The organism is Streptococcus sp. A22 (assembly GCF_043674215.1).
In the GTDB taxonomy this organism is placed as follows: domain Bacteria; phylum Bacillota; class Bacilli; order Lactobacillales; family Streptococcaceae; genus Streptococcus; species Streptococcus suis_V.
Genome location: NZ_JBIMJQ010000016.1, coordinates 1 through 24,805, shown reverse-complemented (window position 1 = coordinate 24,805; position 24,805 = coordinate 1). Strand labels below are relative to the sequence as shown.

Here is a 24,805-nt window from a genome sequence, read left to right as displayed (position 1 = left end):
TGTACGCAACAAAAGAAGAGGAGAACAAAACCATGACAACAACACTTGAAAAACTCTATGAAACCTACCCAACAACTGCAAGTATCATTCCTTACAAGGAATGGGTTATCGTTGCATCCAAAGGAAACAAAGAAACAGTAGTTGAGATTTACGAAATCGTTGATAGCCTTGAAGAATTTGAATTATTTGAATGCCGACTTAATCGCATATACAAGGAATCAATAATTGTTACGGATCTTGGTCACGCTGTCAAGTGGGTATTCGATATGTTTGGAGAATAATATGGACACAAAAATTTTCAATAACCTAAAGACAATCTATCCGGTTGGTACAAAGGTTAGATTAGTAAAAATGGATGATCCACATCCAGTTCCTAAAGGAACACTTGGTACAGTTATTGGAGTGGATGACATTGGCTCACTCTTAGTTAAGTGGGAAAATGGCAGTTGTCTGAATGTTTTATATGGAATAGATATCGTGGAAAAGGTAAAGTAAGATGTGGGAAATAATGACTCGAACGGTTGGTGATAGGCATTACGTTTGTGAATTTCTCCGTGAAGATACAACAGACCCGAGAAATATAGACGGTGCTTGGATTAGAATTCTGACAATAAAACGTGATGGTGAATATATCTACCAATATAGATATGGGAATGAAATAGATAACATGGACGATATTGATAGAACAGTTTGTCAGGCAGTTCTTGATAACTTTAATGAACTTTAAGAATGAACTCGAATTGAGTTCTTTTTTCTTACTCTAAAGGAGGTGAGATTGTGGCAATCAGGGGGCGAAAACCAAAGCCAACGAATATGAAAATACTTGAGGGAAATCCTGGTAAGCGACCACTTCCTACGAATGAAGTCAAACCCAAACAAAAAGCCCCACGTTGCCCACAGTGGCTTGAAGATGATGCAAAGAAGGAGTGGAAACGGATGGGAAAAATTCTCGAACAAATGGGAATTTTAACCGAAATGGACATGACTGCATTTGCAGGATATTGTCAAGCTTACGCACGCTGGAAAGAGGCGGAAGAGTTTCTTACCAAGCATGGCTCCATTATCAAAACCCCGAATGGTTATCTGCAACAAGTCCCTCAAGTCTCTATCAGCCAGACTAACCTCAAAATCATGCTTAAATTCTGTGAACAGTTTGGTTTAACACCATCAGCACGTAACCGTTTAGCGACTATGGATTCGGAAGTTGGTACTGGTGATGAAATGGAAGATTTATTAGGAGGAATTTTATGAGCTATCATTATGAACCAAGTCCATTCATGCTTCCAACCTCACACTATGATAAGGTAAAGGCTGATAGGGCAGTAACATTTATCAATAACCTCTCCCATACCAAAGGTAAGTGGGCAGGAAAGCGATTTGATTTGTTGCCGTGGCAGGAACAGATTGTCCGTGACCTATTTGGGATTGTGAAAGAAGATGGTAACCGTCAGTTCTTAACAGCCTATATAGAAATTCCAAAGAAGAATGGTAAGTCTGAGCTAGCAGCGGCTATCGCTCTTTATCTACTTTATGCGGATAATGAAGCCAGTGCAGAAGTTTATGGTGCGGCTTGTGACCGAAACCAAGCGTCAATCGTATTTGACGTAGCCAAGCAGATGGTGCAGATGAGTCGCCCCTTGGAAAAGCGTTCTAAGATAATGGGTGCTACCAAGCGTATTGTAAATTATTCTAACGCTGGGTTTTACCAAGTTCTTTCAGCAGAGACTGGGACAAAGCATGGACTAAACGTATCTGGCTTGGTCTTTGATGAAATCCACGCTCAGCCTAATCGCCATTTGTATGATGTATTGACCAAAGGGTCAGGAGATGCAAGGGAACAACCCCTCTTTTTTATTATCACGACAGCTGGAACGGATAGGAACTCCATCTGTTATGAATTGCATACTAAAGCATTGGATATTTTGAATGGTAGAAAGAAGGACACGTCATTCTATCCTGTGGTTTATGGATTATCCGATGAAGATGATTGGAATGATGAAGCAAACTGGAGAAGAGCCAACCCTTCACTAGGGCATACAATTGGGATTGACCGTGTTAGAGAAGCCTACCAACAGGCACTTGACAATCCTGCGGAAGAAAATGTCTTTAAGCAGCTCCGTCTAAATATGTGGACAAGCTCAAGCGTTGCTTGGATTCCTGAACATGTCTATGCCAAGGGAAATGTTCCTATTCAATATGAAAGTCTCAAGGGTCGTAGTTGCTATGCAGGGCTAGACCTGTCTAGTACGTCCGATATAACAGCTTTTGTCTTGGTATTTCCTCCTAGATTTGAAGAGGAAAATTATATCGTTCTGCCATTTTTCTGGCTCCCTAAGGATACACTGGAACTGAGATGTCGACGTGACCATGTTTTATATGATGTTTGGGAGCGTCAGGGCTACATCAAAACTACGGAGGGGAATGTCGTTCACTATGGTTTCATCGAAAAGTTTATTGAAGAATTATCGGAAATTTATCATATCAAGGAGATAGCCTATGACCGTTGGAATGCGACACAAATGGTTCAGAATCTAGAAGGTATGGGCTTGACCATGGTGCCTTTCGGTCAGGGATACAAGGATATGAGTCCACCATCAAAGGAACTTTATAAACTTATGATGGAAGGTAAGATTCAACATGGTGGGCATCCAGTTCTGAAATGGATGGGACAAAACGTAGTCATGAGACAAGATCCTGCTGGTAATATCAAGCCTGATAAGGAAAAGTCGGTTGAGAAGATTGACGGCATTGTAGCACTCATAATGGGACTGGACCGTTGTATTCGTCATCAAATCGATGAAGGAAGTGTGTATGATGAACGTGGAATATTGAGTTTTTAGCTAAAAATTTATTCAAAAATAATGCATAAATGACTGGATAATACTTCTCTTTAGAGTTAATATGTACACAACAAAAGAAGAGGAGAACAAGACGATGGCAACAAAAGCACGGATTGGATTATTGACTAAAAACCATACAGCACAAACAATCGAGGTAGCGTATGAAGGTTATCCAGAATACACTGGGGAACTTCTAAAGAAACACTTTACATCAAGCAAAGAAATTCGTGCATTACTTCAGAAAGGTGACATCATTCAGCTTGAAGATAGTCTTGATAAGATAGAACACGATGACTTACAGGGGAATGCCCATCAACATCGTTTCATCGGTAGCCTTAGCCAATTGGCAGAGGATACCTTGGCAGATTACATTTATCTTTTTCAAGAAAGTGATAGAACATGGTATCTTCTTGAAGAAGGGGAGATGAAAACCATCTAAGAATAAACGAAAAGCACTTCAATTGAGGTGCTTTTTTCGTACTCAAAAGGGGGAACTATGGGACTACTAGATTTTCTGGGACGTAAGCGTTCTAGAGATAAACCACGAAATAGTTATGAAGGTCAGGACTTCTCATATCTGTTTGGAAGAACGACCAGTGGGGAGAATGTGGATGAGTTTAAAGCTATGCAGACGACAGCTGTCTATGCTTGTGTCCGCATCTTAGCTGAAGCAGTAGCTTCACTACCCATTCATGTTTATGAGAGAACGGCAACTGGAAAGGAGAAAAAGGTGGATCATCCCCTTTATTTTCTTTTGCATGATGAACCTAACCCTGAGATGTCATCCTTTGTCTTTAGAGAAACCTTGATGACCCATCTATTGATATGGGGCAACGCCTATGTCCAAATTATCCGAGATAGGAGTGGACAAGTTATCAGTCTTTACCCACTCTTACCAGATAAGATGTCTGTTCATCGTGACGAGAGCGGAAAGCTCTATTACAAATACAAGCGTCAGTCAGAAGAAAATCCAAACTTTAAGGAAAAGGGTGATGCTATCTTGAGAGCAGAAGATGTTCTCCACGTTCCTGGTCTGGGTTTTGATGGCTTGATAGGTTATTCTCCAATTGCCCTTGCTAAAAATGCTATTGGTATGACATTGGCTACGGAAAACTATGGGGCATCATTCTTTAAAAATGGTGCAAATCCAGGTGGTGTTTTGGAACACCCAGGTATTCTCAAGGATCCCAAACGAGTGAGAGATTCATGGAATGCAGTCTATAATGGGGTAACCAATGCCCATAAAGTGGCAGTTCTTGAGGAAGGGATGAAATACACTCAAGTAGGCATTCCACCTGAAGAAGCCCAGTTTCTTCAGACTAGAAAATTCCAAATCAATGAAATTGCAAGACTCTACCGCATTCCACCTCATATGGTTGGTGACTTGGAGAAATCTTCATTTTCAAACATTGAGCAACAATCTCTAGAATTTGTTAAATATACCTTAGACCCTTGGGTGGTTCGTCTCGAACAGGCTTTCAAGAGGTCTCTTTTTTTACCTGAAGAAAAGAAAACCTACTTTGTGAAGTTCAATGTAGATGGTCTTCTTCGTGGTGATTATCAGAGTCGAATGAATGGCTATGCGATTGGGAGACAAAATGGCTGGCTATCGACGAATGATATTCGTGAACTTGAGGACTTGAATCTCCTTTCAGATGAGGAAGGAGGCAATCTCTACTTGATAAATGGAAACATGACGAAACTGAAGGATGCGGGTGGCTTTATGAAACAAGCACCGTTAGAACAAGAAACTCAATCTGAGGAGGATATAGATGCATAAGTTTTGGAATTTTACAGAAGATGATAGTGGTCGAACACTTCGTATAGAAGGACAGATTGCTGATGAGACTTGGTTTGGCGATGAAGTCACACCACAAGTATTTAAAAATGATTTACATGCAGGAAACGGAGACATCACCCTCTGGATTAATAGTCCAGGGGGTGATGTTTTTGCGGCTGCTCAAATCTATAACATGCTGATGGATTACAAAGGTGATGTCCATGTAGTGATTGATGGATTAGCCGCAAGTGCTGCTAGTGTCATTGCCATGGCAGGTACAACAGTTTCAATGAGTCCAGTTGCCATGATGATGATTCACAATCCTTGGACAGTCGCACAAGGTGAAGCCAAGGACATGCAGAAGGTCATTGAAATGTTGGGAGAGATTAAGGAATCCATCATCAATGCCTATGAACTAAGAACAGGACTTTCAAGAACCAAGCTATCTCACCTCATGGACTCAGAGTCTTGGTTCAATGCCAAAAAGGCTGTTGAACTAGGCTTTGCGGACAAGATTCTCTTTGACAAACAAGAGGATCAGGGACTGGAGACTAAGAGCTATTCCTTCAGTCGAACCGCCGCCCAACAAGATTTACTTGTAAAAATGCAGGCGAAACTTGAGGTCCAACAACCAAAGAAAACAATCCCTCTCAATCAGTTGGAAAAACGATTGAATTTGCTCAAATAACGAAAGGAATATGAACTGATGTCTAAATTACTTGAATTGAAAGAAAAACGTAACCAAGCTTGGCAACAAGCAAAAACCTTCCTTGATTCTGTTCGCTCAGAAGATGGACTGGTGTCAGAGGAAGATTCCAAACGCTATGATGATATGGAAGCAAAAATCAACCTCTACAATCAAGAGATTGCTCGGTTGGAACGACAAGAAAAGATTGACCTTGAACTTTCTCAACCAGCCTCACAGGCTCTAATTAGTCAGCCCACTACAGTTTTGAATGACAAGACTACTGAAGAGGAAAAGCAAGGTGTGGCTTCAGATAGCTATGCCAAGACATTTTGGACAAGTGTCCGTAAGCGTCACTTTTTTGATGTCAAGGATGTCCTTCGAGTTGGGGAGGATACCGAAGGTGGTCATCTTGTTCCTGATGAGTATGAGAAGAAACTGGTTCAAGGATTACAAGAAGAGAATTTCTTCCGTAGCCTTGCGACTGTCATCAAAACCTCTAGTGGTGAGCGTAAGATTCCTGTTGTGACAGGACATGGCTCAGCATCATGGATGGATGAAAATGGCCTTTATCCTGAAACAGAAGAAACCTTTGGTCAGGTGACACTAGACTCTCATAAGATTGGGACTGCCATTCGTATTTCAGAAGAGTTGCTTAACGATTCAGTCTTTGACCTTGAGTCCTATATGACAGCTGAATTTGCTCGTCGAATTGGAACGGAAGAAGAAAAGGCATTCTTGATTGGTGATGGCTCTAAGAAACCAACTGGTATCTTTACTCAGGCAGATGTAACTGGTCCAACAACTGCTACAAAGGATATTACCTTTGACGATATGATTGAACTGTATCATTCTCTACCAGCACCGTATCGTAAGAACGCTGTTTGGATTTTACATGATACAACTGTCAAAGCTATCCGTAAACTCAAGGACAACAACGGTAATTACATTTGGCAGCCATCCACTCAAGCTGGACAACCAGATTTGATTCTAAATCGACCATATTATACATCGACATTTGCCCCACTACCTGAAGCAGGAAACAAAGCCATTGCATTTGGCGATTTTTCTTATTATTGGATTGCGGATCGTCAGGGTCGTACCTTCAAACGTCTGAATGAACTCTATGCCAATAATGGACAGATTGGATTTCTTGCTTCACAACGTGTGGATGGTAAGTTAGTCCTACCTGAAGCCGTTAAGACTTTAACTGTGAAGGCCAAGTAATGATGGTCAGTTTAGTAGAAGCAAAACAGTATCTCAAAGTGGAACACGATGATGAGGATGGACTGATTGAGCAATTGCTTGAAACCAGTCAGCAACTCTGTGAAGATATTTTGCGACAATCAATTTATTCAGGAGTTCTAAAGACGGCAATCCTATACGGGGTTGCCTATCTTTATGAACATAGAGAAGATGCAAATCATAAGGAGTTGAAGGAGACTCTCTATCATTTGCTGCTGGCTGAACGAAAGGATGTGTTCTGATGAAGATTGCACCCTTGAGAGAACGCTTGTCGTTTCATGTTCGACAGATTGTTCAAGATGAGATTGGCAATGAAACTTCGACATGGATACCTTTATTTGACCGGTGGTGCTCTTGTCGTCCTCTCACCTTGACCGAAAGGGATGGGAGTGTGACGAAACTGGAACAAGAGAAAGTCCAGTTCACCCTCAGGTATGAAAAGGCAATTCTTGGACTTCATTCTTTAACGACTCACATTCAATTTCGTGGTCAAACCTATGAGATTGAGTCTATTGATGGAGATACAGTGCCAAGGCAACTGATTTACATCGTCGCCATTAGGGAGGAGAGTTATGACTAGAATTGAACTAGATGCACTTGAAACTGCCATCGCAAATGAGCTAGCTGAGTATGTAAAGGATACCGCAGAGGTGATGCGTGAAGTTGTAGAGGAAGTCACAGATGAATCCATTGAAACCTTGAAAGCAACGTCACCGAGAAAGAGTGGATCCTATGCCAAAGGGTGGAAGAGTAAAGCAACGATTGATACCAGTACAGGTTTAACCAAAACCATTCATAATCGAACGCCAGGCCTGACGCATCTATTAGAAAATGGTCATGCCAAAAGCTCTGGTGGGCGAGTTGAGGGAATCAAGCATATCGCTCCCGTTGAGAAACAAGCGATACAATCCTTAGAAGAAAAGCTGAGAAAGCGAGTGTGATATGACATGTTACTGAGTGAAATGTACTCCATTCTCAAAGAATTACAGATCCCAGTCGCCTACCATCATTTTGAAGAAGGTAGTCGTCCAAGACCACCGTATCTAGTTTATTTGGTAACTGATTCAGATAATCATGGTGCAGACAATTGGACCTATCATAGGCAGAATAACCTGCAAGTGGAACTCTATACCACTAAGAAAGATTTAGCAACTGAACAAAAGGTGGAGTCATTATTTGACAGCCACCTTATTTATTTTGAAAAAGTAGAGACCTATATCTCATCTGAGAAACTCTATCAAATAACCTATTACATCACTTTACATGGAGGATAATATGGCTGAAAAGAATAAGGTCACCTTTGGACTACAAGATGTCCATTGGGCAGAAGTTACAAGCGAAGGTTCTGATGGTACGTTAACATACGGCAATGTAGAACGACTTCGTGGTGCTGCAGAATTAACCCTTGAACCAACAGGAGACAAGGGTTCATATAAGGCAGACAATATCAATTTTTATACAACGGAGTCAAACGATGGTTATGAAGGAACACTAAAAGTTGCTCTTCTAACGCAGGAATTTTTGACACGAGTCCTCGGAGAACAGTTGGATGCGACGACAAATACCATCTCAGAAATCGCAAATAGCGAAAAGAAAAATTTTGCGTTAATGTTCCGTTTTGAAGGGGATAAAAAAGAATCATTACACGTTTTGTATTATTGTTACGCATCTCGTCCGACTGTTGGTTCAAAAACCAAGTCAGGTTCGGATATCAATGAGGTAGAGTTGACCTTTACTGCCAGTCCTCGCCCTCTTGATAAGGTTGTACGTCGACGAACAACGGAGGAAACGAGTGATGAGATTCGTCAAAACTGGTTCAAGGCAGTTTTTGAACCTCGTAAGTAAGGAGTAGGCCATGAGAGAAAGTATTACCATAGCAGGCACAACCTACGAGTTAGCAACCAATGCCTATACCCCAATCGCTTATAAAGAGCAGTTTGGTAAGGACTATTTTCAGGATCTCTTTTCTATGGTCAATAGTCAAGCTATCTTGGATAAGCTAGACCAGCTGGAGGAAGGGGAAGAACTCAAGGCAAGTCAGGTTGATGTGTCTATCTTATCTGATTTCGATATGACATTTTTCCATCGTCTTTTTTGGGTTTTTGCCAAATCTGCCAATCCTCGTGTGAAGCCTTTTGTGGATTTCTTCATGGAATTGGAGGAATTTCCAGTTCAGGAAGTAGCCCCTGTCTTGATGAATATGTTGAACCAAGGGATGTCAACCAGAAAAAAGCAGATGAAACAGAAACAGCGAGTGAAGAAATCTTCACAGTAGAGAGTTATTTCTCCTGTTGTAAGGAGACTGGTCTGACCATTGACGATTTAAAACATATCTCTATTGGGATGGCACTTGACTACCAAACGGACTATGTGGAGATGCGTACTCGAGAAACTTCTCAAACACGACGAGCAACTCAGGCTGATTTTGATAATTTCTGATGGTAGAAAGGAGGGATTATGGCTGGAAACATAAAGGGAATTACGATTGAAATTGGTGGCGATACCCAACCCTTACAAGATGCACTTAAGGGTGTAAACAAACAAGCATCTGAAGCTACCAAAGAATTAAGACAGATTGATAAGGCTCTCAAGTTTGATACAGGCAATGTCACCCTCCTTACTCAAAAGCAGGAAGTATTAGCTAAACAAGTTGAAACAACTCGAGAAAAGCTAGCAACATTAAGGCAAGCACAGGATCAGGTTGAGGCTCAGTTTAAGGCTGGGGATATTGGGGCAGACCAGTACCGTGCCTTTCAACGTGAGGTGGAAACTACTCAAAGACTGCTGACGTCCTATGAAACTAAGTTAGCTGATGTGTCATCAACACTTGAGAATCACGGTCGAGCCAGTAGTTCAGTGGCTCAACAATTAGATAAACTCCAAGTGGAGCAGGGGCAGTTAGCAAGTGAGATGAACAAGGTCACGTCTCAATTTGAGTTACAAGAAAGTGCTTTGTCATCCAATAGTTCCGAAGCAGAACGCAATGCCATAGCCCAACAAAAGATTGGAGCACAGTCAGAAATTGTTTCTAAACAAATTTCCAATCTCGAAAAGCAACTAGCCTTGACAAAGAGTGAATATGGTGAGAATTCCATTGAAGCCAATAAGATGGAAGCTGAGTTGAACCAAGCAAAGACCGCTCTCAATAACCTGAACAACGAGATGGATGAGACCAAATCCTCTGCCGATGGTGCTCAAGATGGCATGAAAGCCATGTCTGACACCATTCGGGCTGAGGCACTTCAAGCGACCAGTGAGAAGCTAGCAGATATCTCTCAGAAAATCTTCGAAGTCGGAACAGAGTCCATGTCTGCGGCAGCTCAACTTCAAGCCAGCAATGCCCAATTCTCTACCGTCTTTGGGGATATGGAGAATGCTGCTAAGGATGCCCTCAATAAGATTGGGGAAGAGATGGACATTGTTCCAGAGCGTCTTCAAGGCTCCTTCACTCAGATGGCTTCCTTTGCCAAAACCTCTGGGATGGATACGGCTCAGGCTTTGGATCTGACCACTCGTGCCACCAGAGCAGCGGCTGATGGGGCAGCATTTTACGACAAATCCATCGAAGAAGTCACCGAAAACCTACAGTCCTTCCTCAAAGGAAACTATGAAAATGACGCAGCTCTAGGTATTTCTGCGACAGAAACCACTCGTAATGCAGCTGCGAACAAGCTCTATGGAAAGTCCTTCAATGAACTATCAGAAGCTCAGAAGCAGTTAACCCTTCTCCAAATGGTAGAGGACGGCAATGAACTCTCTGGAGCCTTGGGACAAGCTGCAAGGGAATCAGACGGACTGGAAAACGTTCTGGGTAACTTAAGACAGTCTGGAACTAATGCTCTAGCAGCAATCGGTCAACCGATTCTGGAGATCCTTATTCCAGTCTTCCAAAGTTTGGCAGACATTATTAGTCAACTAGCGACTTGGTTTACCAACTTATCCAGTCCCATCAAGGAAGTCGTCATTATCTTCACAGGTATTTTAGCCGTGGTAGGTATGTTACTTCCTATTTTCTTGGGCTTACAGGTTGCGGCAGCCGCTATGGGGACAACCGTTGTTGGAATGATAACGGCATTTTTGCCGATTGTGGGGATTATAGTTGGTATTGTAGCTGCCATTACCTTACTGATTGTTGGGTTAAAAGAACTCTGGACGAATCACGAAGGCTTTCGAACGGCCGTGACGGAAATCTGGAATAGTATCTATGCCTTTCTGTCCATGATCATCCAGCAGATTTCTAGTTTTGTTATGTCCATCTGGGGAACGCTAACCACATGGTGGACTGAAAACCAGCAATTGATTCTAAATGCTGCAACCACGGTATGGAATGCCATCACTACGGTTATTCAAACGGTGATGACTATTCTTGGACCGCTCATCCAAGCAAGTTGGGAGAATATCAAACTCATCATCACAGCCGCTTGGGAGATGATAAAGATTGTTGTCGAGACTGCTATCAATGTGGTACTTGGTATCATCAAGGCAGTCATGCAGGTTATCACTGGTGATTGGACTGGCGCTTGGGAAACCATCAAACAGGTCTTGTCGATAGCATGGGAGGGCATCAAGTCCCTTATTTCCTTAGCCCTCAATTTCATCACCCAGTACATCTCAACTGCTTGGACAGGTATCAAGAATACCATCTCAAATTTACTGACAGCTATCAGTTCAGTCGTTTCATCCATTTGGTCAGCAATCCAATCAACCATATCTAATATCTTATCCAATATTGGAGTCACGGTATCCAATATTTGGAACGGTATCCGAAACACGGTCTCTAGTGTCTTGAATGGCATTTCAAGCACGGTGTCATCCGTTTGGAATGGTGTCAAGAATACCATTTCCAATGCCATCAATGGGGCAAAAGATGCCGTGAGTAATGCCATCAATGCCATTAAAAATCTCTTTAACTTCCAAATCAGATGGCCACATATTCCTCTTCCTCATTTTCGAGTGTCAGGTTCAGCCAATCCACTCGATTGGTTGAAGGGTGGAATCCCAAGAATCTCCATTGATTGGTATGCCAAAGGAGGAATTTTAACCAAACCAACCGCATTTGGTGTAAACGGTAATAGCCTAATGGTAGGTGGTGAGGCTGGAAAAGAAGCAGTCTTGCCTTTGAATGAACAAACGTTAGGCGCAATTGGTCGAGGAATCGCAAAGACCATGACAAGCAATCTACCAACCATTCACATCACTATTACAGGTAACACAGTAAGAGAAGAGACTGACCTTCACCGACTTGCGGAGATGGTTGGAGAGAAACTCGTTTATGAATTACAACGTCAGCAAGGATTGAGAGGAGTGAAACCATGATTAGACATAATGCATTAACCATTGGTGGAGTGTCCACGAGTTCTTTTCCTTTTAAGGTAATCGTGGAAGATAGTCCTTCAATCACAGTAAGTGAAAGTAAGACGCAATTGATAGAACACCAAGGCCTGTCAGGAGCGGTTCTTCAAACCAATCCTCGCAGAAGTGTCATGGAACTGAGCTACACCCTCTATCTTGTAAAACCTAGTGAAGAACAGTTATTATCCTTTTTGAAGCTATTTTTGAAAGAAGGATTTTGGCTTGAGAACGCTAGTTTCAAGACCATACGCTTTTGGTGTTACAAGGTACACCATACTCCAGTTCAAAAGGATAAGCTGGGGGTGTATGAGTTTAAGGTTACATTTTCTTGTCACCCAACCAAGTGGTTCAAAACGACGACCTCGCAGGTGTTTAGGACTAGTGGTACTTTGAGAAGTCAAGGTTCAGCCATTGCTTTTCCGAAGATTACCATAAGTGGCAACTCGACTAGTGAAACTAGCTTTACGATTGGGGATGATGTCATCCGCTTGGAGCGATTACAAGAAACACTCATTATGGATAATAATCCTAGTCAGCCAAGTTTTAAGACACAAAGAGGTCAGCCTGTAAAATGGTCTGGCGATTTTATTTCCATTGATGCGGCCAGAAATGACTCGGTTGGAGTTGTCTTAGGTGCTGGCATTACATCATTAACAATAGAAATGAATTGGGGGTGGGCTTAGTGCTATCTTTATTAGACAAAACCGTTCGAACGGCAAAATGGCATGGAAAACCACTTCCTGAAACCATTAAGGCAAGTGTCAAGGAAACCTTGAATGGGGATTTTGTTTTGACCTTTACCTATCCAATTACGGATAGTGGTTTGTATCGTGAGGTTAAAGAGGATTATTTGGTTCGAAGTCCAGTACCAGTATTAGGACACCAGTTGTTTCGAATCAAGAAAATTATTGAAGGTGATTCAACTCTAGAAGTGACAGCTTATCATATTTCAGATGATGTCATGACTAGAATTGTTTCTCCTTTTTCTTGTGAACAAGTTGCCTGTGCAACAGCTCTCTCTTCTCTAGTCATGGCGAGCAAGTCTCCACTGGGAGATTTTTCTTTTACAAGTGATATTGTCAAGAACAGAACCTATACAACAGACAAGGAACAGACGCTTTACTCCACACTACTGGATGGTAAACACTCTATCCTTGGAACTTGGGAGGGAGAATTGGTTCGAGATAACCTTGCCCTAACTATAAAGGGTGAGCGAGGACAAGACCGTGGAGTTGTTATCTCTACTCACTACAATTTGAAAAAGTATCAACGAACCAAAGAAAGTTCACAGGTTATCACTCGTATCCATGCCACTTCAAGTTTCAAACAAGAGGGGGAGGATAGGGAGACTGTACTTCAAGTCACTGTAGATAGTCCGTTGATTAACTTCTATCCTTTCATCAATGAAGTGACCTATACAAATAATAGCGTCAGAACTCGTCAAGAGTTAATAGAGTGGGCTAGTAGCAAGTTTCGCTTAGAGGGAATTGATAAACCAAAAGATGCCATCATCATTGAGGCATTTGAATTAGATGGTCAAACAGTTCATCTAGGCGATACAGTGACTTTAAAAAGCAAGCTACACGGGATTGATGTGAGGAAGAAAGCCATCGCCTATGATTATGATCCTCTAGCTAAGAATTACCGCTCTATCACGTTTGATGATAAGGCAAGTATCGGAACAGGTAAAACTGGCGGAAGCTTGACTACCCTAGCAAATAATCTCCTTGAAGGGAATAAGCGGAGTGAGGATGTTGCCGTTGAAATTGCCATTGAGAATGCCAACAGAGCCTTTGATGCAGAATTTGAGAAACGTCAAGTAGCCATTGATAACGCTATCGAACAGGCTCAAAGTCATGGTGAGGTCTATGCGGATCGATTAAAGGCTAGCATTGATAGTGAGCTTTCTTCTATTCACCAACAGATGCGACAACAGGAAGAGGAGCAGCAACGCACAACTCGTGATTTATTGGCAAAGGCTGGGATTAACACCAACCTAGCTACAGAAGCCAAACAAAAAGCAGAACAGGCTCAAACTGGGGCGACTGAAGCCATCAGGAGGGCAGAACAAGCCAAGCTTGATGCCATTCAAGAAGCTAACCGCTTGACTGTAACGGAGCGTAGTCAGATAGAGTCCAAAATTGCGACAGCAAAATCACAAGCTATCTCTGAAGCTAGTCGATTGGTTGATGTAGCAAAATCACTGTTGAGTGGACAGTTGGCAACTGTCAGTACCAATCTCTCGCAAACCAAGGAGGAAATAAAACTTCTTGCGAGTAAGCAACTTGTAGATAGTCTGACTGGTCGAGTATCTGGTGCAGAATCCATGATTCAAGTACAAGCAGACCAAATTTCTCAGCGTGTTAAAACCAGTGATTTTAACCAAGCGAAACAGAGAATCGAAACTGCCGAGTCGTCTATTACGCAATTGGGGAATCGGATAACGACTGAGATTCGAGAGACCATAGCTAAGATTCCAGTTGATTTTGGTGGTCGAAATTACATACTAAAAAGTGATACTTATATTACATCCGGGAGTAAGTTTCTGGATAGTGCTTCGGACTTTATCGACTATGCTCAGGCAGGGAAGTTTGTGACGATCAGCGTTGATATAAAGGGGGAAAATCTGTCGCCTGATGAAAGGGGACAGTCTAGGATAGGCTGCGAGCTACGCTTGACTTTATCCAATGGCAATCCTCTCTATCTAAACTGCTATAAAGTTGTTTCAGCAACCCAACCTCGCGAGCGGATATACCGAACGGTTCGTATTCCTGATGGTGTATCGGTTGTTAGTGTAGCAAAGCTCAATCTTTTTGTGCAAGTCAGAGGAAATGCCTTAGCTGGAAGACCAAAGTTTGAACTTTCTTCTATGCCTACAGACTGGTCACCTGCTCCTGAGGACTTAATCACAGATCTTAGCCAAACCAGAACGCTAATTACTCAGACAGCTGAGGGACAAACTCAACTGTCTACAAAGGTCATTCATACTGAGAATAAAATGATGAATGCTGAAACCCAAATCAGGCAATTGTTGGGTGATGTGGCTAGTAAAGTATCAAAAACGGACTATGACAATCTCAAGAGTACAGTTGAGAATCATACGACAAGTATTAATCAGACGTCCCAGTCCATTTTACTTAAAGCTGACAAGACTTTTGTGGACGGTGTGAAATCTACGGCAGAAACCGCCCTTTCAAAAGCAACTAGCAATGCGACAATGATTAGTCAGACTAAGTCTGAGCTAACTGTTGCCACTGATGCCATCTCACAGAAAGTCGCAAAGACGGATTTTAATAAATTGACTGGTCGAGTAGCAAGTGCAGAATCCACTATACGTACACAGGCTGGGCAAATTGAACAACGACTAACAAGTACACAAGTTGAATCAGCTATTAACTCAAAAGGTTACCAAACCAAGTCACAGGTCGATTCCAATATTACTGGTCGTGGCTATCTAACCAGCAGTTCTCTCCAACCCTATGCGACGACAACTAGTGTGCAGAATTTGGTTAGAACCACCTCTGATAGTTTTACCCAGCGAATCAGTCAAACGGAAAGTAGAATCCCTACCTCAGTTTCGCATCGCAACTTGATAGCTGGTACTTCGGATAGATGGAGTGCTTATCAGACGATAAATGCCAATAGTAACTGGATAGCATCATTAGGAAGAGTGCAATTTGGGGATAGTAGTGGAATTTATGTTGGATCAAAAGTTCATTTATATGTTCATGTCTCAGCGGATGAGATTACCTTTGACCCCGCTGTAACGTCTCGTACTATGAAACTTCAAGGTCCAATCTTGGATAGTCAAAATGCCTGGACATGGACCAACTGGAATTTGTATCACCCTTTCTATAATAAATGGAGCAGCAATCTGACAACGGGTAACAACTATCGCTTGATAAAACTGACCGCCACCGTCACTCAAGAGATGTACCAACACTCTAAAGGATTTGAATTTCAAGTCAGAGTTGATGGGGTTAAAACTGGTAAGTTCCATGTGAGAGCCTTAATGGTATCAACTGGTGATATTTTTCCAGACTACTGGACACCGTCATTAGACGACTTTACGACAGTAACCGCCTTTCATGAAGTGCGGGATACTGTAAGTAGTCATACTCGAACAATTGGAGATCACACCAATCAAATCAGTCAGGTTGTCCAAACGGCTAATGGGATTGTGACACGAGTGGGCAATCTAGAAACAAGTCGAGCGACAACGGCGGCAGTTAATGCCATTCAAACTCAGGTTTCAACACTTGCAGGGGCGTGGTCGGTTCGAAATCTGACCAGTGCAGGAACAGTCCTGAGTCAGCTCAATCTCAATAAGGATGGCACAGTCAAGATTGATGGAAAACTCGTCCAAATTACAGGCACAACCTATATCCAAGATGGAGTAATTGCGAGCGGTAAGATTGCCAGTCTTGATGCAGGAAAGATTACGACAGGTATTATCTCTGCAGCTCGAATTGGAGCAGAAGCAATCACTGCGGATAAGTTAAAGGTTGACCAAGCTTTCTTTACCAAGTTTATGGCAACAGAAGCCTATCTTAAGCAATTATTTGCCAAATCAGCCTTTATAACCCAAGTGCAGTCAGTAACACTATCTGCCAACAACATTTCTGGTGGTATCTTGTCAGCAATCAACGGAGCCATGAAAATCAATCTGTCACTTGGAAACATCAAGTTCTTTACAAACTCTCCATCCATTTCTCGTGAGGTTAGTGGTTATCCTCACCAGTGGGTTTCATTTGAAACAGGTACCTCAAACGGCAAGCCATGTGGTGTAACCATTATCGGTTCCAATCGATGGAACAACTGGAATGCCAATGACGGTGGCTTTGTAGGAATTCGAGCATGGAACGGTACAGATACCGACCAAATTGATGTGGTAGGCGATAAGGTACGTTTAGCTAGTGCTCCATATACCAATCCAGATGGTTGGGAAATAGTAACGTTGCCTAACCGACTGAGTATTGATGCCTTTAAAGCATCTGACCGACCAAGTTCAATTTTGAATATCGGAGATATCCGCATCTATCGAAACGGTACAACCTACGTCAGTTTGAAAGATGTTCTTCATCAATTCAACCACAATTTTAAACACTTAGTAAACATCACAGGTCGAGGTGATGTCATCTTGACATGGGATACGATTAAATAAAGGAGTTCACGGATGAATCTAGAACAAATCAACCAATCACTAAAGCTAACTATTCAGGAGCTTGTCACAAAGCTATCTGATGAAATCACCGCTAAGAACCTCATTGCCATCCAATTGGTGGAAAGGGATGAGGAGCTTAGTCAATTGCGAAAAGAAAAACAGGAATTGACTGAGTTGTTAGAAGTTCAGACAAAACCTGAAGAAGAGAAAGGAGATTAGTTGCTATGGCACTACTCAATATTGACAAAGTAACAGAACCGTTTGATTTGGAGACAGCTCTCGCTTACATGCGTAAGAATGGAGAGTTCATTCGTTGTAAGACAGCAGAGCAGGATTTTTACATGTATCTTGAAGAAGTAAGGCGACCTGCCATTAAAAATGGAAGGCGGCAGTTGGTTACAACAGAAACAGTTTGGGCGTTTAATCAGTGGGGTAGTACCACATTAACTCTGAATCTTTCTGATTTATTTCATGAATGTTTTTATCTGATGCGGTTTGATGAGAACGGTCAACCGGATTGGTCAGACCCTACCATTGTGCAGGAAGGCCCAGTAGAAAGTGAGGTGACCGATGAAGGAACTGTTAACTCTTAATAAGATTTTATTTTCCATGATTGGAGGCTTGATTGGTAGTCTATTTGGAGAGTTGGATGGTATCTTATATGCCCTACTTGTCTTCATTATTATTGACTATCTAACAGGAATTTTTGCGGCAGTTGTAGAGAAACAATTGTCAAGTAGTATCGGTTTTCGTGGCATCTTTAAAAAGATAGCCATTTTATTTTTAGTTTCACTAGGTCATCTGATTGATACTGCAATCATCAAGCAGGGTGGAACAATTCGAACCATGGTCATTTTCTTTTATCTCAGTAATGAGGGGTTAAGTATTCTAGAAAATACCGTTCGAATTGGTTTACCAATACCTGAGAAACTACAAGCAATCTTAAAACAAATCAACGAGAGGTGAGAAGATATGGGAAAACATCTAGTCATTTGTGGTCATGGACAAGGGCGAACAGGCTATGATCCTGGAGCAGTGAATGCCAAACTAGGTATCACAGAAGCAGGAAAGGTTCGAGAATTAGCCAAGTTAATGTCCAAGTACAGTGGACAACAGATTGATTTTATTACCGAACAAAATGTTTACGATTATCGGAGTATTACTAGTATTGGTAAGGGATACGACTCAATTACTGAATTGCACTTCAATGCCTTTAATGGTAGTGCCAAAGGTACAGAAGTCTTGATTCAATCTTCTTTAGAAGCAGACAAGGAAGATATGGCTATCCTATCTCTCCTTTCACGATACTTTCAAAATCGTGGCATTAAGAAGGTAGATTGGCTCTTTAATGCCAACCAAGCAGCGAGTCGTGGATATACCTATCGTTTGGTGGAGATTGCCTTCATCGATAATGAACAAGACATGTCTATTTTTGAAACCAAGAAAGAGGACATTGCGAGAGGTCTTGTATCAGCTATAACAGGAGTTGAGGTCAAGACCATAGTGCCCTCGCCCCCCAGTTCAACCGCTGGGAGTTCAGGAACTCCTACAAAACCAATCTATCTTGTTGGTGATAGTCTTAGGGTATTGCCTCATGCGACTCATTATCAAACTGGTCAGAAAATCGCCAACTGGGTCAAGGGGCGAACCTACAAAATCCTCCAAGTAAAAAATGTTCACCAGTCCAACAGCAAGAGAGCTTATCTACTTGATGGAATAAAGTCGTGGGTGCTGGAGCAGGATGTCGCAGGAACAACTATCGGCCATAGTGAGCAGACCTATCAAGCACAGAAAGGTGATACGTATTATGGTATTGCTCGGAAGTTTGGTTTAACAGTTGATGCCCTTCTTGCGGTAAATGGCTTGAAGAAGACGGATATTTTAAAAGTTGGACAAACTCTAAAGGTCAATGCGGCTTCAAGGACAACAACCACTATTCCAACCAGTGTTGCAAGCCGTGTGGTTGCGTCAGCATTGTCCAAGGTCGGTCAAAAGGTGACTGTTCCATCTAACCCATATGGCGGACAGTGTGTTGCCTTGGTGGATAAGATTGTTCAAGAACTTACGGACAAGAATATGTCCTATACTAATGCCATTGATTGTTTGAAGAAAGCAAAATCAAATGGTTTCCAAGTAATCTATGATGCTTGGGGTGTGAATCCTAAAGCAGGTGATTTTTATGTCATTCAGACGGATGGTTTGGTATATGGTCACATTGGTGTCTGTGTGACAGATTCAGATGGAAAAAGTATTGATGGTGTGGAACAGAATATTGATGGGTATTCTGACCATAATAAGAACGGTATCAATGACCAATTGGAAATTGGTGGTGGTGGAATTACTCGTCGTGTGAAACGTCAATGGATGGCGGATGGCTCACTCTACGATTCAACTGGAACAGTTAAACTCGGTAAGGTTGTAGGTTGGTTTAGAATTTCATAATAAAGATATAAGCCTGGTGGGAACATCAGGCTTTATTTTTTTTGCTTTTTTTCAATAAGTGCGGAAAAATTACTCCCAAACCTACCTAGTAAGGTAGGAGGATAATATGGACGTTCAAAAAATTAATAATGAGATGACCTATCAACTTACAATGATACAAGCAAAGGTACTTCTAAATAAAGGAGCAATCACTATTGAGGAATTTGAACTTTTTAGGCAATTGATGCTTGAAAAATATCAACCATTTATAAGTCAATTATCGACCTAATAACTGGATATTTTTTTCTTTTAGAGTGATATATAGTAGCGAAAGGAGTGTATTAATTTGAGAACAGTTAGAAGAATACAACCCATAAAATCGCCCTGCAAGCCAAAGTTAAAGGTTGCGGCATACGCAAGGGTTTCTGATAGTCGTCTTCATCATTCTCTGTCAACACAGATTAGCTACTATAACCGTTTGATACAAGCACATCCAGACTGGGAATTGGTAGGGATTTATTATGATGAAGGCATAAGTGGTAAAGAACAAAGTAATCGACAAGGCTTTCAAAATCTTATAAAGGATTGTGATGATGGAAAGATTGATAGGATAATCACTAAGTCAATCGCTCGTTTTGGTCGAAATACAGTTGAATTACTAACCACTGTTCGACAATTACGTCTGAAAAATATTGGTGTTACTTTTGAGAAAGAAAATATAGATAGTCTTAGCTCAGAAGGAGAATTGATGTTAACCCTCCTTGCCTCAGTAGCTCAAGAGGAGTCTCAAAACATGAGTGAAAATATAAGGTGGCGAATCCAAAAGAAGTTTGAAAAAGGGATTCCGCACACTCCACAGGATATGTATGGATACCGTTGGGATGGAGAACAATATCAGATTGAACCTAATGAGGCAAAAGTTATTCGTAATGTCTTTAAATGGTATCTGGATGGAGATTCGGTTCAGCAGATAGTAGATAAACTCAATCAGGAGCATGTCTTAACAAGACTTGGTAATCCATTTACCGTAGCAAGCATCAGAGAATTCTTCAAGCAAGAAGCATACTTTGGTCGACTTGTCCTACAGAAGACTTATCGTGAAGCATTCTCTAGGAATCCGAAAAGGAACAAAGGACAACGCAATAAGTACATCATTGAAAATGCACACGAGCCAATTGTAACAAAAGAATATTTTGAATTAGTACTTCATGAGAAGGAGCGAAGATATCAGTTAATGAGTCAAGAAAGCCACTTAAATAAAGGTATCTTCCGTGACAAAATTTTTTGTTCAGACTGCGGATGTTTGATGATTGTTAAAGTGGACTCAAAACATGTTAAAAAAACCGTGAGATACTATTGTAGAACACGTAATCGATTCGGAGCATCATCATGTCCATGTAGGACGCTAGGAGAAAAGCGACTTTTGGCATCGTTTAAAAGCAAGTTAGGCATTGTCCCAGATAAAGAGTGGGTTGAAAATAATATTAAACACATCGAGTATGACTATGTTCACCATATCATCAGGGTTACACCAGTAAAAGGAAGGAAATATCCTATAGAAATTAGAGAGGGGCGATTTTAGTGAAGAAAGTAATTACTATTAAGGCTACACCAAGTATTATTAGGTCAAGTTCAGATGATTTCTCTTTGAAAAAGCGTAGAGTTGCAGGCTATGCCAGGGTATCAACTGACCATGAAGACCAAGCAACAAGCTATGAGTCACAGATGCGGTACTACTCTGAATACATTAATGGGAGGGATGATTGGGAATTTGTTAAAATGTACTCTGATGAAGGTATCAGTGGGACAAACACAAAATTAAGGACTGGTTTCAAATCTATGGTGGAAGATGCACTCAATGGCAAAATCGATTTGATTATTACAAAATCTGTTAGTCGATTTGCGAGGAATACCGTAGACTCACTGACTACAGTTAGGCAGTTGAAAGAGGTAGGTGTAGAAATCTACTTTGAGAAAGAAAACATCTGGACATTAGATTCAAAAGGTGAACTACTCATAACTATCATGTCTAGTTTAGCACAAGAAGAAAGTAGGAGCATATCCGAGAACGTAACTTGGGGCTTAAGGAAACAATTCGCAGAAGGGAAGGTTCATTTTCCTTATACCAATGTTTTAGGCTTTAAGGCAGGTGAAGATGGGGCAATTGTAGTTGATCAGGATGAAGCCAAAACTGTTAGGTACATCTTTCAGCAAGCTCTTATTGGAAAATCACCTTATCATATCGCAAAGGATTTGACTGAACAAGGTGTACCTTCGCCTAGTGGTAAATCTCATTGGAACGCAACCACAATCAAGCGAATGCTTAGAAATGAGAAGTATAAAGGGGATGCTTTACTACAAAAAACTTATACAATTGATTTTCTAACCAAAAAGAAGAACATCAACAGAGGTGAATTGCCTCAGTATTATGTGGAGAATAACCATGAAGCAATAGTAGATAGAGAGACCTTTGATGCAGTTCAACAAGTGCTCGATAATAAAGGCAGAAAGTCGAGTACAACAATCTTTAGTTCAAAACTTGTTTGCGGAGATTGTGGTCACTTCTTTGGTAGCAAGGTATGGCATTCAACCTCCAAATATAGAAGGGTAATCTATCGATGTAACGAAAAATACAATGGCAGTTATAAATGTTCTACCCCGCACGTTACTGAGGAAGAGGTGAAACAGTGGTTTATTTCAGCAGTTAATCAAGTAATAGATAATAGGCTTGAAGTAATTGACAATCTATCTGTATTACTATCCATTGGAAGCCTTGAGTTAATTGACGAACAGATAAAGTTCCTTGAAACTGAAGCAGAAGTTGTCAGTCAGTTAGTTGCAAACCTAGTTTCAGAAAATGCCATCATAAGGCAAGACCAAGACAAGTACCTCGATAAGTATAATCAACTTTCTTCAAAGTATGATGATATAGTGCAGGAGATTGAATCATTAGAACTCGAGAGGTTAAAAAAATCCAAAAGGAATAAGGAATTGCAGGTTTTCATGGAGGTACTAAAAAAACAGGAGGGATTGTTAACAGACTTTGATGAGTTATTGTGGGAAACGATGGTCGAAAGCATCATCATCAGCAAGGAAAAAGAAGTTGCTCTAAAATTTAAAAATGGATTGGTCGCAACAATATAAGTTACGACCTTTTTTGTTTATTTTCTATTGGTTGCTATCAAATTATGTTGGTTAATGAAAATAATAATTAGGAATATGATAAAATTGTAGTAATAAATCCAAAGGGGGGATAACATGCAATTAAAAAGAAAGAGAAATAATAAAGCTAGACAAACTATTGCGAAACTTTTTGAACTTTTCTCTGAGGAAACCCCTCAGCAAATAATTATTGATAGTATGGAGGCAGAAACAAAAGAGTCTACTGATTCTTTTCAAGTCCAAGACATAGACAGCTCATCTCAAAACCAATCTGATATTTCTAAACAAGAAAAGTCAGACTAGCTTGGTTGTAAATTATTTGTTGAATTCAAAACAAAAGTAAAGTGGTTGAATTATCAATCGTTACGCTATATTTTTTAAGTAATTGTATCAAATTGACTACTTATACCGATGCAGACCATGTGGGCGACCTCTTGGCTGTAGCCAAGGCTGTGGAGATTGGAACTATCTATGTGTCGCCGGGAAGTATGACCGATGCGGACTTTGTGGAGAAGTTGAGGGCAGTCAATGCGCCTGTCAGAGTGGTGCAGGTTGGAGATAGATTGCCAATTTTTGATTCTCATCTGGAGGTGCTTTATCCCAAGCTAGTAGGTGACGGTGGCAATGATGATTCTATCGTGCTTTACGGCAGGCTCTTGCAGGCCAATTTCCTCTTTACGGGGGATTTGGAGCAGAGTGAGCTGGAGCTGGTGGAGACCTATCCCACTCTGCCGGTCGATGTCTTAAAAGCGGGGCATCATGGGTCCAAAGGCTCCTCCTATCCTGAATTTTTGGACCACATCAAGGCCAAGATTGCCCTGGTATCTGCTGGGGAAAATAACCGCTACAAGCACCCTCATCAAGAAACCTTGGAGCGATTTGCACATGAAAAAATGCATGTTTATCGGACGGACCAGCAGGGAGCAGTACGGTTTAGGGGCTGGCAGCAGTGGCGGATTGAAACGGTGAAATAAGATGGGCTAAGCAGACCAAGATGTTTCAGTTTTGTCGTGAATATGAAGCGATTTCATGATATACTAATGATAGACAGATTTCGTTTATCCTAAGGAGTAGTATGTATGAAACGGCGTATTTTTCGGCTCATCCTTGGCATTCTGACGGCGATTTTCTTTTTCGGCAATGGGCCTGTGACCCTGGCCAATCAAGTGGACTACCAGGGCTTGCAATTACTGCCTTTTACAGGTCAGAAGCAGTTGGTTCTTGGAGAATTTGACCATCTCAGGCGTGCGACATTTGCTCATATTCAATTGCAGGATAAGGATGAACCCAAGAAGCAGAGGGAGCCTCGGATAAAATACAATCCTGTAGGCTGGCACAATTACAAACTGACCTATAACAAGGATGGGAAGAAGGCCTATCTCTTCAATCGTGGCCACCTAATCGGCTACCAGTTCAGCGGCTTGACCGACCAGGGTGAAAATTTGGTTCCTCTGACTGCCTGGACCAATAGTGGTCATTACAAAGGGACCAAGGACACCAACATTGAAGGCATGCTTTTTTATGAAAATCGGCTGGATTCTTGGCTGGCAACCCATCCTAACTATTGGTTGGATTATCGGGTAACTCCGATTTATAGAGGCGATGAATTGGTGCCACGCCAGATTGAGCTCCAATACGTAGGCATAGATCAGGCTGGGAATCTACTGGAGATTCGGCTGGGTAGTGAAAAAGAGATTGTCGATACCTATGGTATTACGCGGGTCGTTTTGGAGAATTATTCTGAGAATGCGGAGATTGACTACTTGACGGGGACAGCCAAGCCTAGTCTGGTACCAACTGAAACGGCAAGTAGCTCGACGACAGCATCTGCATCTAGCCAGCAAGCGACTAATCCAAGCACGGAAGCAAGTCAGGAATTGGCTCCGGTCGTCTATATTGCCCGTAATGGAAAGGCGGATGTTTATTGGTATTCCAAGGATAATATGCCTAAGAATACCAATTGGTCAAAAGTGATTAGCATGTCGGAGCAAGAAGCTAAGGACCTTGGCAAGCGACATACGAGTAAGGAAGAATGATAACTAATGACAGCAGGCTTGTTGATGATGAGCCTGCTTTTTGTGGCTCTTTGTCAACTGTAGTGGGTAGATGAAAAGCTAACACCTAGAGAGGACGAAATTCGTTCTCTCATTTTTGAT

27 protein-coding genes and 1 pseudogene are annotated in these 24,805 nt (G+C 41.5%); all 28 read left to right on the top strand.

Going from position 1 to position 24,805, the window contains the following annotated elements; translation table 11 throughout:
* The first annotated feature begins 32 nt into the window (after positions 1-32).
* Complete coding sequence (locus ACHBHN_RS07455) at positions 33-281, top strand: hypothetical protein (RefSeq protein ID WP_024388643.1); 249 nt, start codon at positions 33-35, stop codon at positions 279-281.
* Between the two features lies 1 nt (position 282).
* A complete protein-coding gene (locus tag ACHBHN_RS07450; RefSeq protein WP_024399324.1) occupies positions 283-495 on the top strand; it encodes a DUF4314 domain-containing protein in 213 nt (70 codons plus the stop codon).
* A gap of 1 nt (position 496) precedes the next feature.
* Entirely contained in the window at positions 497-727 is a 231-nt protein-coding gene (locus tag ACHBHN_RS07445; RefSeq protein ID WP_018374774.1) for a hypothetical protein, read from the top strand.
* Positions 728-777: 50 nt separating this feature from the next.
* Positions 778-1,251, top strand: coding sequence for a phage terminase small subunit P27 family (locus ACHBHN_RS07440; protein ID WP_018374773.1), 474 nt, complete (start codon positions 778-780; stop codon positions 1,249-1,251).
* On the top strand, positions 1,248-2,840 hold the full coding sequence (locus ACHBHN_RS07435) for a terminase large subunit (RefSeq protein WP_394733874.1): 1,593 nt from the start codon (positions 1,248-1,250) through the stop codon (positions 2,838-2,840). Before ACHBHN_RS07440 ends, ACHBHN_RS07435 begins: the two co-directional genes overlap by 4 nt.
* A 94-nt stretch (positions 2,841-2,934) precedes the next feature.
* On the top strand, positions 2,935-3,279 hold the full coding sequence (locus ACHBHN_RS07430) for a hypothetical protein (protein ID WP_105114932.1): 345 nt from the start codon (positions 2,935-2,937) through the stop codon (positions 3,277-3,279).
* A gap of 57 nt (positions 3,280-3,336) precedes the next feature.
* Complete coding sequence (locus ACHBHN_RS07425; RefSeq protein ID WP_394733873.1) at positions 3,337-4,620, top strand: phage portal protein; 1,284 nt, start codon at positions 3,337-3,339, stop codon at positions 4,618-4,620.
* The gene (locus tag ACHBHN_RS07420) at positions 4,613-5,308 is read left to right on the top strand and encodes a head maturation protease, ClpP-related (protein WP_105182484.1); all 696 of its coding nucleotides are present in this window, start codon (positions 4,613-4,615) and stop codon (positions 5,306-5,308) included. Before ACHBHN_RS07425 ends, ACHBHN_RS07420 begins: the two co-directional genes overlap by 8 nt.
* Before the next feature lie 18 nt (positions 5,309-5,326).
* Complete coding sequence (locus ACHBHN_RS07415) at positions 5,327-6,532, top strand: phage major capsid protein (RefSeq protein ID WP_014638115.1); 1,206 nt, start codon at positions 5,327-5,329, stop codon at positions 6,530-6,532.
* Positions 6,533-6,534: 2 nt separating this feature from the next.
* The gene (locus tag ACHBHN_RS07410) at positions 6,535-6,792 is read left to right on the top strand and encodes a head-tail connector protein (RefSeq protein WP_041179267.1); all 258 of its coding nucleotides are present in this window, start codon (positions 6,535-6,537) and stop codon (positions 6,790-6,792) included.
* Positions 6,792-7,130, top strand: a complete 339-nt coding sequence (locus ACHBHN_RS07405) for a head-tail adaptor protein (protein ID WP_394733872.1) — start codon at positions 6,792-6,794, stop codon at positions 7,128-7,130. The genes ACHBHN_RS07410 and ACHBHN_RS07405 overlap by 1 nt, the downstream gene beginning before the upstream one ends.
* Positions 7,123-7,491 (top strand): HK97 gp10 family phage protein, encoded by a 369-nt coding sequence (locus ACHBHN_RS07400; RefSeq protein WP_394733871.1) that lies wholly within the window; start codon positions 7,123-7,125, stop codon positions 7,489-7,491. The genes ACHBHN_RS07405 and ACHBHN_RS07400 overlap by 8 nt, the downstream gene beginning before the upstream one ends.
* A gap of 6 nt (positions 7,492-7,497) precedes the next feature.
* Positions 7,498-7,824: a hypothetical protein gene (locus ACHBHN_RS07395; RefSeq protein ID WP_394733870.1), complete on the top strand. Its 327-nt coding sequence runs from the start codon at positions 7,498-7,500 to the stop codon at positions 7,822-7,824.
* 1 nt (position 7,825) lies between these two features.
* Positions 7,826-8,395 (top strand): major tail protein, encoded by a 570-nt coding sequence (locus tag ACHBHN_RS07390; RefSeq protein ID WP_394733869.1) that lies wholly within the window; start codon positions 7,826-7,828, stop codon positions 8,393-8,395.
* A 10-nt stretch (positions 8,396-8,405) separates the two neighbouring features.
* Positions 8,406-8,825, top strand: a complete 420-nt coding sequence (locus ACHBHN_RS07385; protein ID WP_024407624.1) for a hypothetical protein — start codon at positions 8,406-8,408, stop codon at positions 8,823-8,825.
* A 182-nt stretch (positions 8,826-9,007) separates the two neighbouring features.
* Positions 9,008-11,866 carry a phage tail tape measure protein gene (locus ACHBHN_RS07380; protein WP_394733868.1) on the top strand — a complete coding sequence of 953 codons (2,859 nt, stop codon included), beginning with the start codon at positions 9,008-9,010 and terminating at the stop codon, positions 11,864-11,866.
* The gene (locus ACHBHN_RS07375) at positions 11,863-12,585 is read left to right on the top strand and encodes a phage tail protein (protein WP_105115043.1); all 723 of its coding nucleotides are present in this window, start codon (positions 11,863-11,865) and stop codon (positions 12,583-12,585) included. The genes ACHBHN_RS07380 and ACHBHN_RS07375 overlap by 4 nt, the downstream gene beginning before the upstream one ends.
* Positions 12,585-17,066 (top strand): phage tail spike protein, encoded by a 4,482-nt coding sequence (locus ACHBHN_RS07370; protein ID WP_394733867.1) that lies wholly within the window; start codon positions 12,585-12,587, stop codon positions 17,064-17,066. Before ACHBHN_RS07375 ends, ACHBHN_RS07370 begins: the two co-directional genes overlap by 1 nt.
* A gap of 12 nt (positions 17,067-17,078) precedes the next feature.
* Positions 17,079-17,285, top strand: a complete 207-nt coding sequence (locus tag ACHBHN_RS07365) for a hypothetical protein (protein WP_024409976.1) — start codon at positions 17,079-17,081, stop codon at positions 17,283-17,285.
* A 5-nt stretch (positions 17,286-17,290) separates the two neighbouring features.
* Positions 17,291-17,659, top strand: a complete 369-nt coding sequence (locus tag ACHBHN_RS07360; protein WP_024412680.1) for a hypothetical protein — start codon at positions 17,291-17,293, stop codon at positions 17,657-17,659.
* Complete coding sequence (locus tag ACHBHN_RS07355; protein WP_014636353.1) at positions 17,637-18,032, top strand: holin family protein; 396 nt, start codon at positions 17,637-17,639, stop codon at positions 18,030-18,032. Before ACHBHN_RS07360 ends, ACHBHN_RS07355 begins: the two co-directional genes overlap by 23 nt.
* A gap of 6 nt (positions 18,033-18,038) precedes the next feature.
* Complete coding sequence (locus ACHBHN_RS07350) at positions 18,039-19,508, top strand: LysM peptidoglycan-binding domain-containing protein (protein ID WP_394733866.1); 1,470 nt, start codon at positions 18,039-18,041, stop codon at positions 19,506-19,508.
* A gap of 106 nt (positions 19,509-19,614) precedes the next feature.
* Positions 19,615-19,776, top strand: a complete 162-nt coding sequence (locus tag ACHBHN_RS07345) for an SHOCT domain-containing protein (RefSeq protein ID WP_024380991.1) — start codon at positions 19,615-19,617, stop codon at positions 19,774-19,776.
* A 57-nt stretch (positions 19,777-19,833) separates the two neighbouring features.
* Complete coding sequence (locus ACHBHN_RS07340) at positions 19,834-21,069, top strand: recombinase family protein (RefSeq protein ID WP_394733865.1); 1,236 nt, start codon at positions 19,834-19,836, stop codon at positions 21,067-21,069.
* Positions 21,069-22,631, top strand: coding sequence for a recombinase family protein (locus ACHBHN_RS07335; protein WP_394733864.1), 1,563 nt, complete (start codon positions 21,069-21,071; stop codon positions 22,629-22,631). Before ACHBHN_RS07340 ends, ACHBHN_RS07335 begins: the two co-directional genes overlap by 1 nt.
* Positions 22,632-22,745: 114 nt before the next feature.
* Positions 22,746-22,952 (top strand): hypothetical protein, encoded by a 207-nt coding sequence (locus ACHBHN_RS07330; RefSeq protein ID WP_394733863.1) that lies wholly within the window; start codon positions 22,746-22,748, stop codon positions 22,950-22,952.
* A 98-nt stretch (positions 22,953-23,050) separates the two neighbouring features.
* Positions 23,051-23,623: pseudogene (locus ACHBHN_RS07325) on the top strand (ComEC/Rec2 family competence protein); the annotation flags it as partial.
* A gap of 105 nt (positions 23,624-23,728) precedes the next feature.
* Positions 23,729-24,685 (top strand): DNA/RNA non-specific endonuclease, encoded by a 957-nt coding sequence (locus ACHBHN_RS07320; RefSeq protein WP_105161160.1) that lies wholly within the window; start codon positions 23,729-23,731, stop codon positions 24,683-24,685.
* Positions 24,686-24,805 lie beyond the last annotated feature (120 nt).